This window comes from Thermolongibacillus altinsuensis, from assembly GCF_004341205.1.
In the GTDB taxonomy this organism is placed as follows: domain Bacteria; phylum Bacillota; class Bacilli; order Bacillales; family Anoxybacillaceae; genus Thermolongibacillus; species Thermolongibacillus altinsuensis.
Window position 1 is genome coordinate 1 of sequence record NZ_SLUL01000016.1, and the last position, 10,571, is coordinate 10,571.

Sequence of the window (10,571 nt, forward strand, 5' to 3'; positions counted from 1 at the left end):
CGCCAGCGTTCGTCCTGAGCCAGGATCAAACTCTCCATAGAAAGTTTTCTCGCTAGCTTTCACGCTTCCGTTTCGTTCAGTTTTCAAGGAACATTGATCATCACCGTCAACCGACGGCTTGTTCATTTTATCATCATCAATTGAGCGTTGTCAACATCTTTCTTTATTTTTTATTTTTTGTTGTCTTGCTAACGACGCTTATTAATCTATCATGGTCTTGTTTCTTTGTCAACAGTATTTTTTAAAAAATAGCTAAACTTTATTCTGGGAATAACCGCTATCTTTGAGCATAGGATGATAATAAGAGGATTTGGGACAAGGAGGGAAACGATGAATTTCTTTTATGTGCTAAACGGAAAAAAACTAAAAAAATTAGCGCTGATCATCACGGCTGCTTTTTTTACTGCATCTTTTTTATACATTCAGCGTTTAGCAAGTGATTCTGTTTTTTCAACGAATACAGGACCAAAAGCCGTATACAAGGTGGAAAAAAAGAAAAACGAAATTGCTTTAACCTTCGATATTAGCTGGGGAGAGACAAATGCCATTCCCATTTTAGAAACGTTAAAAAAATATAACATTAAACCTGCTACGTTTTTTTTATCTGCATCATGGGCCGAGCGTCATCCGAGCATCGTCAAAAGAATTATCGATGACGGGCACGAAATTGGTAGCATGGGATACGAATACAAAAATTACACTCAATTGGAAAACGGAAAAATTCGTCGTGATTTATCACAAGCGAAAAAAGTATTTGATATGTTAGGAATCAAAAATATAAAGATGTTGCGCCCGCCAACAGGAAACTTTAATCAAAACGTATTGAACATTGCCCATTCATTTGGATACACGGTCGTTCATTGGAGCATTGACTCGAAAGATTGGCTTAATCCAGGAGTCGAGTCCATTACTCAAAACGTAACGGAGCATACAAAAGGAGGAGATATCATTTTGCTTCACGCTTCCGACTCAGCAAAACAAACCGCTCAAGCACTTGAACAAATCGCTTATTGGATGAAAAAGAAAGGATACCAAAACGTAAGCGTCTCTCAGCTGATTGACGATGCAGATGTAAAAAGTAAAGAAATAAATTGAGGCTGGTCATTTTCGATCAGCCTCATTTCGTCCCTATCAGTTTGTGCAAGATCAGCAATTGATACGCATTACAAATTAATAAAGGAAATAGCATTAAATAAAGCCAACTTTCTTCATTGATTCTCAGCACAGGGAACCATTCAATGATCGTAACAACCGTCATAAAAAACAAAGCAGGAACAAAAGCTTCTTTATTGGTCTGCTTCATTTTTATATAAGCGACAATCAAGCCAAAAATGAAAATAAATACGGCGATACCGATGTAACTAAAAAGAGACTCTCCTTCTTCAGCAAATAATTGGTAACGGAAATAAACGAGGTCAAACAAAACAAAAGCAATTAAAACAAGTTGTACAGAATTCCACAATGAAACAGAGCGGAAAATTCCAAGTCCAAATCGATGGATTGTTAAATAGGCGAAGAAACCCATTTGGCTAATCACGCTAAAAATGAATCCTACACCAATAAGCCAAATGAGAACAGAAATAATTTCTTTCACGTCAAAAGAAGCAAAAAGATGCTTATATTCATTCCATTTGATCGCAAATCCAACGATCCCCGTGCTGATTCCTCCAACAACTAACGTACTTAAAAATAATTTTACCCATTTTCGGCTATTCACCTAAACTTCCCTCACCCTCTAATATTCCTCTAAAAATTCTATCAACGAAATGCGAAAAATGCTAGTGAATATTTTTTCGAATGAAATTCATATTAAGAGTAAGGAATTTTGCAGAAAGGAGCTTATTGATAATGAATAGACAGACAGTGCTCCTCTTACTTAGTTATTTTCTAATCATTTCTGGATGTGCTCAACAAGAACAAGGAAGCGCTCAACCTGATTACGATCAAACGAAAAAGATGGTCGTCGACATTTTAAAAACAGATGAAGGGAAAAAAGCCATTCAAGAAATCATCACGGACGAAAAAGTGAAACAACAACTCGTGATGGATCAAGCCATTGTCAAACAAACCATTGAACAAACACTCACTTCAGAAAAAGGAATAAAGTTTTGGAAAAAAGCATTCGAAGATCCTAAGTTTGTTGAAGGCTTTGCAAAAAGCATGCAACAAGAGCATGAAAAAATGATTAAATCGCTAATGAAAGATCCTGAATATCAAGCAATGATGGTTGAAATCCTTCAAAATCCTGAAATGCAAAAAACGATGATGAATGAGTTGAAAAACAAAGAATTTCGCGGCCACTTGCAAAAAGTCATGACTGAAACATTTAGCAGTCCTTTGTTTAAAGCAAAAATTCAAGATTTACTCATAAAAGCAGCAGAAGACATGCAAGAAACGAAAAAGAAAGAAGGAGAAAGTGGTGGCGAAGAAGGTGGAGGTTCAGAGGGTGGTGAAGGAGAAGGCGATCAACAAGAATAAACAAAATAAGGGGCGCCGTAAGAGCCCCTCTTTACATTTTTGCAACGATTTTTTTAGCCATGTCCATATAAATTTGCCCAATTGGATGCGTTTCATCATAAACCGACGGAGCAAAATCATCATCGTTCCAATCAGGCTGACCGAGCGGCAACTGCCCTAACAATTCGGTTTGTAGTTCTTCCGCTAACTTTTTTCCGCCGCCTTTACCAAAAATATATTCTTTTTCTCCTGTTACCTTGCTTTCAAAGTAGGACATGTTCTCGATTACACCGATGATTTCATGATTTGTCCGAATGGCCATTGCTCCAGCTCGTGCTGCGACAAAAGCAGCTGTTGGATGAGGAGTCGTCACAATAATCTCTTTTGATGATGGAAGCATTGAATGGACATCTAAAGCAACATCCCCAGTCCCTGGAGGTAAATCTAATAACAAGTAATCTAAATCTCCCCATTCCACTTCATCGAAAAAGTTTTTTAACATTTTTCCAAGCATCGGTCCACGCCAAATAACAGGAGAATTATCTTCCACAAAAAACCCCATCGAAATCACTTTCACACCAAAACGCTCGACCGGAATGATTTTCTCACCGCGAACAACAGGTCGTTCCGTAATGCCCATCATATCCGGTACGCTAAAACCATAAATATCTGCATCTACCAAACCAACTTTTTTACCCAGCCGAGCTAACGCAACAGCTAAATTGACAGAAACCGTCGACTTCCCTACGCCGCCTTTTCCGCTGGCAATTGCAATATAAACGGGTTCTTTTTTTCCGCTTTCATTCTTTTCTACTTGTTCCGATGGCAATGTCGTAAAGCGTAGACCGACAGAAGCAGCTCCTGCATTTTTCAACCGCTGCACAACGACATTTTGCACTTGCAATTGTTCAGCTGCCCCAATTTTCGCTAACGCAATTTTCACGCTCACATACCCTTTTTCTTCGTTTATTTTAATTTCTTGAATCGCTCCCGTTTCCTTGAATGGTTTCTGAAGAAAAGGGTCGTTGATGGTTTCCAATAGTTCAATCACTTGTTTTTCTGTTAACATCGTTCCTCACCAATCCTTATGTATTCGTTTCCATAATTTCAATATACCAAATCAGAACTTTCTTACAAAACAATATCTTCTCAATCCTGCAAAAAAAATTAATCCCCCCTAATTGGAAGGATTTTGTTCATTGGTAAAATACCTTAAAATTCCTTTGTAAATGGAGGCAGCGATTTGTTCTTGATAGGATTCCGATGCAAGCAACTTTCGCTCTTCTTCGTTGGATAAAAACCCTATTTCAACCAACGCTCCTGGCTTTTTGGCATGTTTCAACAAATAAACAGTTTGAATCGCTTTCGCCGCACGATTGGTATTCTCTAAATTCCGCCGCAATTCATCTTGAATAAATTTTGCAACACGTTCATTTTCAGCAAACGACCCATAATAAAACGTTTGCGCTCCTCTCCATCGCGATGAAGGAATGGCATTTAAATGAATACTAATAAATAAGTCCGCTTCAGAGTCATTAATCAATGTAACACGCCTTTGTAAATCTTCTACTTTCCGTCGACTATATCCTCTCGTTTTTTCATCCGCTAAATCGCGGTCCTCTTCCCGTATCATTTTTACAAAGGCTCCTTGTTGCTGTAAATAGTCTCGTAATTTTAACGATACATTTAAGGCAATTTCTTTTTCAAGAATATCGCCGCCAACCGCTCCACCATCAGGTCCGCCGTGTCCTGGATCGATCATAATGATTTTCCCGGATAAAGGAAGGCTCCATGCTTTCCATGATCGATCACTAAAAATTTGGAATTGTAAAAAAAGAACAAAAAGAACCAATACAACAATAAAGCGTATTTTCATTGCTTCTCCTCCCGCTCTCCGTTATTAATGTTATATGGGACAAGGGAAGAGATTAGAACATGATTATTTGAGTCGCAATTTTTGTCGTTTCATTCCTTGGTCAAATCCTTCTTTCCACCATGATGCAACATAATGTTCACACACATAATAAAGCGAATCAATCTGATTCGGTTGATGATGAAAAGAACATAAAAAATCAAATAACATGTCGATTAAGTGCTTTTCTTCCTTTGCACAACGTTTTTTCACTAAGTGAAACGGCTCACCATAATAGCCGAAACGACTATAATGCGCTCCAAGTAAATAAGCTTCGATCGCAACATCGATACATCCGTTTTCTAAAGCTTCTAAAAAAAAGCGATAAAAATGAAATGGTTTAAAATATTCATGTACACATCTTCGCAATTGTTCAAATGAAAGTTCTCGTAAAATTTTTCGTTCATATGTCACTTGTTTTTCTAACTTTCTCGCCGAAAAAGATGTAATGATTTTCATGATCCACCACTCCTCTTAGGAAGTAGTGTTTGCTATTAAATCGGGAACATACAAAAAAATCTCGGCAAAATTGCCGAGATTTTTGTAAAAACGATATTAGCGTTTTGAGAATTGTGGTGCACGACGAGCGCCTTTAAGACCGTATTTCTTACGCTCTTTCATACGAGCGTCACGAGTTAATAAGCCTGCGCGTTTTAATGTTTGACGATATTCTGGGTCTACTTGTAACAACGCACGAGCGATTCCGTGACGAATTGCACCTGCTTGGCCTGAGAAGCCGCCACCTTTTACGTTCACTAATACATCGTAGCTACCTAATGTTTCTGTTAATACAAGAGGTTGTTTCACTACTTCTACTAAAGACTCATAAGGAACATAGTCTCGAATGTCGCGACCATTTACAATGATACGTCCTTCACCAGGAACTAGACGTACGCGCGCAACTGAACTTTTGCGACGGCCTGTGCCGTAGTATTGTACCTGTGCCAAAATAATGCCCTCCTTTGATCAATTATCCGCGAAGTTCATAAACTTCTGGTTTTTGTGCTTGATGTGGATGCTCGCTTCCTCTGTAAACATGCAATTTTTTGAACATTTGACGGCCAAGACGACCTTTTGGAAGCATGCCGCGTACAGCTCTTTCAAGCATTTGCTCTGGATAATTTGTACGCATTTCAAGCGCCGTTCTTACTTTTAATCCACCTGGATGTAAGCTGTGACGATAGTATAATTTGTTTGTTAATTTTTTACCTGTTAATTGGATTTTTTCAGCGTTGATGATGATCACATGATCTCCAGTGTCAACATGCGGTGTGAAAGTTGGTTTATGTTTACCGCGCAAAATTGCCGCAACTTCGCTAGCAAGACGTCCTAACGTTTTGCCTTCTGCATCTACAACGTACCATTTACGCTCTACTTCATTTGGCTTCGCCATATACGTACGCATTTGTTTTCCCTCCTAAAATAAAAATAAACAAAAGTAAACGATATTTATTTCAACACGATTAATTTCCGGGGCTAATCGTGGCTTTAAAATACATACCATATGATATAATATCTTTTTCATATACCAATGTCAAGAAAATGTTACGCCAGGACTAGTTGTCATAATAAACTTTCCATAAATAAAGACCATGCCCTGGCGCTGTTTTCCCAGCTAAACTTCGATCCTTTTTTTCTAAGATGTGCGGAATGTCTTCCGCTTTTATTTTTCCTATTCCTACCTCGAGCATCGTTCCAACAATGATGCGAACCATATTGTACAAAAAGCCATTTCCGATGAGCTGAAAAACGACTTCATCTTTTTCAACGATCATGTTCGCTTCATAAATCGTTCGCACTTTATCCTCTACATCCGTTTTAGCTGAGCAAAAACTAGTAAAATCGTGCGTTCCAATTAGAAATGTCAACGCTTTTTGTATTGCCTCATGGTTCAATGAATATGGATAATGATATACATAGTTTCGCAAAAAGACATCCGGCTCTTGCGCCGTTCGCACTCGATAACGATATTCTTTCGCTTTCGCACTAAATCGAGCGTGAAAAGAAGGGGAAACTTCAGCTGCTTCCTTCACGACAATATCATCCGGTAATAGCGCATTTAATGCCTTTGCCCAACGTTCTTCTGGAATGGTTAATGGAGAATCGAAATGAATGACTTGTCCATACGCATGGACCGTTGCATCCGTTCGTCCAGAGGCATAGACACGAACAGCCTCTCCTTTATGAATGATAGCTAATGCTCGTTCCAGTTCACCTTGAACGGTACGTTTATTTTGTTGAATTTGATACCCAGCAAAATTGGTTCCATCATATGCAATGATACATTTAATTCTTCGCATCGTTCATTCCTCGCTATGATCGTAATAACCATAAAAGAATACTTAAACTAATGAGAGAGAGCATAAACAACGTATCTAAATAGCTCCATGTTAATTGCCGCCATTTCGTTCTTCCTTCACCGCCGCGATAGCCGCGAACTTCCATCGCAATAGCCAGCTCTTCGGCACGCTTAAAGGCGCTAATAAATAGCGGAATAAGCAAAGAGGTCATCGCTTTCATCCGTTCAGAAAATGGTCCGCTAGAGAAGTCCACTCCTCGCGCCGCTTGAGCTTTTATAATTTTTTCAGTTTCTTCCATCAATGTTGGAATGAAGCGAAGAGAGATGGACATCATTAGCGCTAGTTCATGAACCGGCATGTTCCATCGTTTGAATGGCGCAAGAAGTTTTTCCATTCCATCTGTCACTTCAATGGGTGTCGTTGTTAATGTTAGTAATGTCGTAATAGCAATTAATAACAAAAAGCGAAGAGAAATGAAAAATCCTTGTTGAACTCCTTTGTCATAAATTTCAATCCATCCAAATTGAAACAACATATTTCCTTCTTTCGTCATCAATACATGCAAAAGCAAAGTGAACACTATCACCCACAGAATCGGTTTAAATCCTTTAACGATAAACGAAAAAGGAATTTTCGACAACAATAGTAGGGACAGAGTAAACAATGTCAAAAGAGTATATGTCCATACGTTGTTAGCCAGAAAAACAATAAACACATAAAAAAACATCATTAAAAGCTTCGTTCGCGGATCAAGACGGTGAATAAGCGAACGGCCTGGAACATACTTTCCGATAATCATACTGTTGATCATTTTTTCTTCACCCTAGCAAATAACGTTTGTAAACCTTGTAGCGTCTCTTCGATCGTTAGACAAGTAGAAGGGATGGCTTCGCCAATTTTCGATTCGAGTAAATGTTTAAATAACACCGTCTCAGGTACATCTAATCCTAATTCCATTAGCGATGTAACATCGCTAAAAATCTCTTCTGGTGTTCCTTTTTTGACGATGGTGCCTTTATTCATGATCACGATCTCATCTGCATAGCGCGCAGCATCTTCCATGCTGTGGGTCACTAAAACAATGGTCAATTGCTTTTGCTGATGAAGGCGAGCAAACATATCCATAATTTCTTTGCGTCCGCGCGGATCCAATCCAGCGGTCGGTTCATCTAACACAAGCACTTCAGGCTCCATCGCTAACACACCTGCAATCGCTACCCTTCTCATCTGCCCGCCGCTTAATTCAAAAGGTGATTTCGTTAATACTTCTTCGGGTAATCCAACAAGCGAAAGACACTCTTTTGCCTTCCGTTTTGCTTCTTCTTCCGATACGCCGAAATTGATGGGGCCAAAACAAATATCTTTCTCGACGGTTTCTTCAAATAGCTGATGCTCCGGAAACTGAAAGACGATTCCTACTTTTTTACGTAACGGTTTTAAATTTTTTTCTTTTTTTCCGCCGACAATCGTTCGATCACCGATTGTGACAGAGCCTTTCGTTGGTTGTAACAACCCGTTTAAATGCTGTAAAAGCGTTGACTTTCCAGAGCCAGTATGACCAATCACCGCGACATAGGAGCCCGTTTTGATCTCTAAATCAATATCATACAACGCTCTTTTTTCAAAAGGCGTTTGAGCTTGGTAACGATGTTCTACATTTTTAAATATAATGTCCATAACTCATTCACCAGCCCCTCTACCGTTAAATGGTCACCTGTTAATGGAAAACCGGCATCTTTTAAACGTTTACTAAGCTTTACCGCAAACGGAAGGTCTAAACCGAGTTCTTCCAACTTTTCCCCGTGAGCAAAAATTTGTTCTGGCGTTCCTTCTTCCACAACCATTCCTTTGTTCATAACAATGACCCGATCGGCTTTAGCCACTTCATCAAGATCATGCGTAATGGAAATAACGGTAATCTGCCGTTCTTTTTGAAGTTGTTCAATGACCGCTAACACTTCTTTTTTTCCACGGGGATCCAACATGGATGTGGCCTCGTCTAAAATAATAATTCTAGGGCGAAGCGCAATCACGCTTGCGATTGCCACTCGTTGTTTTTGTCCACCTGATAAGCGATGAGGCTCATGTTCTAAAAATGATTCCATATTAACCTTTTTTAAAGCCTCGTTGATTCTCTCTGTCATTTCTTCTCGAGGGACTCCTCGATTCTCAAGCCCAAATGCAACATCATCTTGAACAGTTGTTCCGACAAACTGATTATCAGGGTTTTGAAAAACAATGCCGATTTGTTCTCTTACCTTCCAAATCGTTTCTTCATTTAAGGGAATGCCGCAAATTTCAATACGTCCCTTTTCTGCTTGTAATAATCCTGTTAAAAGCTTAGCAATGGTTGATTTCCCAGAGCCATTGTGTCCGACAATCGTTAACCATTCACCTGTACGGACGTGAAAAGAAACATTTTTTAATGCATAGTCGGATTGATTGGCATATTGAAAGGATACATCTTGGACACGTACAGCAATTTCCACTTTTCTCTCCTCATCTCTTCTAAATTTCTTACTCTTTACTCTACTACATTCTTCAAAAAAGTAAAACAAAAAAAGGGCATAGACCCAGTTCAAACAAACTGTCTCGCCCTTGTAGTTCCAAATTCACTATTAAACTAACTCAATAATAACCATTGGTGCACCATCGCCACGGCGTGGACCGATTTTCATAATGCGAGTATAACCGCCTTGACGATCTTGATAGCGTGGTGCGATGTCGCTAAATAACTTTTGAATTGCATCTTGACCAGTTTCGCTATTCGCTACTTCCTTACGAACGAACGCTGCTGCTTGACGACGAGCGTGTAAGTCGCCGCGTTTTCCTAACGTAATCATTTTTTCTACTACTGAACGTAATTCTTTTGCACGAGCTTCTGTCGTTTCAATACGCTCATTGATGATTAAATCTGTTACTAGGTCGCGAAGTAACGCTTTGCGTTGAGCGCTTGTACGTCCTAACTTTCTGTAAGACATGAGATGTCCCTCCTTTATTTTCACTTTTAACATGAAAATGCCTAGTTAACCAAAAGCTTAACTAGTCATCTTTACGTAAGCTTAAACCTAACTCTTCTAATTTCGCTTTTACTTCTTCAAGCGACTTCCGTCCTAAGTTACGCACTTTCATCATATCTTCTTCGGTTTTTTGCGTAAGTTCTTGAACGGTATTAATACCAGCACGTTTTAAGCAGTTATACGAACGAACAGAAAGGTCAAGCTCTTCAATTGTCATTTCAAGCACTTTTTCTTTTTGGTCTTCTTCTTTTTCGACCATAATTTCAGCATTTTGTGCTTCATCTGTTAGGTTAACAAAAATGTTTAAGTGCTCTGTTAAAATTTTCGCTCCAAGCGAAATGGCTTCTTTTGGACCAATGCTTCCATCAGTCCACACATCAATCGTTAATTTATCGTAGTTGGTTACTTGACCAACGCGCGTGTTTTCTACTTGATAAGCTACGCGTGATACTGGCGTATAAATGGAATCGATCGGGATAACACCTATTGGTTGATCCTCGCGTTTATTTGCATCAGCTGGTACATACCCACGGCCTCGTTTTGCGGTCATTCTCATGCGTAAGCGGCCACCTTCTGCTAAAGTGGCAATATGAAGGTCCGGATTGAGAATTTCTACATCGCTATCGTGAGTAATATCCGCAGCTGTAACGACTCCTTCACCCTGTACATCAATCTCAAGCGTCTTCTCTTCGTCAGAGTAAATTTTTAACGCAAGTTTTTTTATGTTTAAAATAATGGCTGTTACATCTTCTACGACGCCATCAATTGTTGAGAATTCGTGCAATACACCATCTATTTGAACAGATGTTACAGCGGCACCAGGTTGTGAGTTTTATAGGATAGTTCGTAAGTTGTTAGTGTATGTTTTTAGTTTTCCTCTGT

Annotated in this window: 13 protein-coding genes and 1 pseudogene; 2 read left to right on the forward strand and 12 right to left on the reverse strand. The window is 39.2% G+C overall.

What is annotated here, in order from left to right; translation table 11 throughout:
• The first annotated feature begins 330 nt into the window (after positions 1 to 330).
• Complete coding sequence (gene pdaB, locus EDD69_RS12685) at positions 331 to 1,095, forward strand: polysaccharide deacetylase family sporulation protein PdaB (RefSeq protein WP_132949303.1); 765 nt, start codon at positions 331 to 333, stop codon at positions 1,093 to 1,095.
• Between the two features lie 22 nt (positions 1,096 to 1,117).
• Here the strand turns inward: pdaB and EDD69_RS12690 are convergent, their stop codons facing one another.
• Positions 1,118 to 1,717 (reverse strand): KinB-signaling pathway activation protein, encoded by a 600-nt coding sequence (locus EDD69_RS12690; protein ID WP_132949304.1) that lies wholly within the window; start codon positions 1,715 to 1,717, stop codon positions 1,118 to 1,120.
• A 131-nt stretch (positions 1,718 to 1,848) separates the two neighbouring features.
• Here EDD69_RS12690 and gerD point away from each other — a divergent pair, with 131 nt between their 5' ends.
• Entirely contained in the window at positions 1,849 to 2,478 is a 630-nt protein-coding gene (gene gerD, locus EDD69_RS12695; RefSeq protein ID WP_132949305.1) for a spore germination lipoprotein GerD, read from the forward strand.
• 31 nt (positions 2,479 to 2,509) lie between these two features.
• Here the strand turns inward: gerD and EDD69_RS12700 are convergent, their stop codons facing one another.
• The 11 genes and pseudogenes from EDD69_RS12700 to EDD69_RS12750 all read right to left on the reverse strand — a co-directional run.
• On the reverse strand, positions 2,510 to 3,526 hold the full coding sequence (locus EDD69_RS12700) for an Mrp/NBP35 family ATP-binding protein (RefSeq protein ID WP_132949306.1): 1,017 nt from the start codon (positions 3,524 to 3,526) through the stop codon (positions 2,510 to 2,512).
• A 108-nt stretch (positions 3,527 to 3,634) separates the two neighbouring features.
• Positions 3,635 to 4,333, reverse strand: coding sequence for an N-acetylmuramoyl-L-alanine amidase CwlD (gene cwlD, locus EDD69_RS12705; protein WP_132949307.1), 699 nt, complete (start codon positions 4,331 to 4,333; stop codon positions 3,635 to 3,637).
• Positions 4,334 to 4,396: 63 nt separating this feature from the next.
• Positions 4,397 to 4,828 carry a DUF2521 family protein gene (locus EDD69_RS12710; RefSeq protein ID WP_132949308.1) on the reverse strand — a complete coding sequence of 144 codons (432 nt, stop codon included), beginning with the start codon at positions 4,826 to 4,828 and terminating at the stop codon, positions 4,397 to 4,399.
• Positions 4,829 to 4,924: 96 nt separating this feature from the next.
• The gene (gene rpsI / locus EDD69_RS12715) at positions 4,925 to 5,317 is read right to left on the reverse strand and encodes a 30S ribosomal protein S9 (RefSeq protein ID WP_132949309.1); all 393 of its coding nucleotides are present in this window, start codon (positions 5,315 to 5,317) and stop codon (positions 4,925 to 4,927) included.
• A 22-nt stretch (positions 5,318 to 5,339) separates the two neighbouring features.
• A complete protein-coding gene (rplM, locus tag EDD69_RS12720) occupies positions 5,340 to 5,774 on the reverse strand; it encodes a 50S ribosomal protein L13 (protein ID WP_132949310.1) in 435 nt (144 codons plus the stop codon).
• Positions 5,775 to 5,925: 151 nt separating this feature from the next.
• Entirely contained in the window at positions 5,926 to 6,669 is a 744-nt protein-coding gene (truA, locus tag EDD69_RS12725) for a tRNA pseudouridine(38-40) synthase TruA (protein WP_132949311.1), read from the reverse strand.
• Positions 6,670 to 6,682: 13 nt separating this feature from the next.
• Positions 6,683 to 7,480 carry an energy-coupling factor transporter transmembrane component T family protein gene (locus tag EDD69_RS12730; RefSeq protein WP_132949312.1) on the reverse strand — a complete coding sequence of 266 codons (798 nt, stop codon included), beginning with the start codon at positions 7,478 to 7,480 and terminating at the stop codon, positions 6,683 to 6,685.
• Positions 7,477 to 8,346, reverse strand: a complete 870-nt coding sequence (locus EDD69_RS12735; RefSeq protein WP_132949313.1) for an energy-coupling factor ABC transporter ATP-binding protein — start codon at positions 8,344 to 8,346, stop codon at positions 7,477 to 7,479. Before EDD69_RS12735 ends, EDD69_RS12730 begins: the two co-directional genes overlap by 4 nt.
• A complete protein-coding gene (locus EDD69_RS12740) occupies positions 8,322 to 9,158 on the reverse strand; it encodes an energy-coupling factor ABC transporter ATP-binding protein (RefSeq protein ID WP_132949314.1) in 837 nt (278 codons plus the stop codon). Before EDD69_RS12740 ends, EDD69_RS12735 begins: the two co-directional genes overlap by 25 nt.
• Positions 9,159 to 9,287: 129 nt before the next feature.
• Positions 9,288 to 9,650: a 50S ribosomal protein L17 gene (gene rplQ / locus EDD69_RS12745; RefSeq protein ID WP_132949315.1), complete on the reverse strand. Its 363-nt coding sequence runs from the start codon at positions 9,648 to 9,650 to the stop codon at positions 9,288 to 9,290.
• A 61-nt stretch (positions 9,651 to 9,711) separates the two neighbouring features.
• Positions 9,712 to 10,525: pseudogene (locus tag EDD69_RS12750) on the reverse strand (DNA-directed RNA polymerase subunit alpha); the annotation flags it as partial.
• Positions 10,526 to 10,571: the final 46 nt, after the last annotated feature.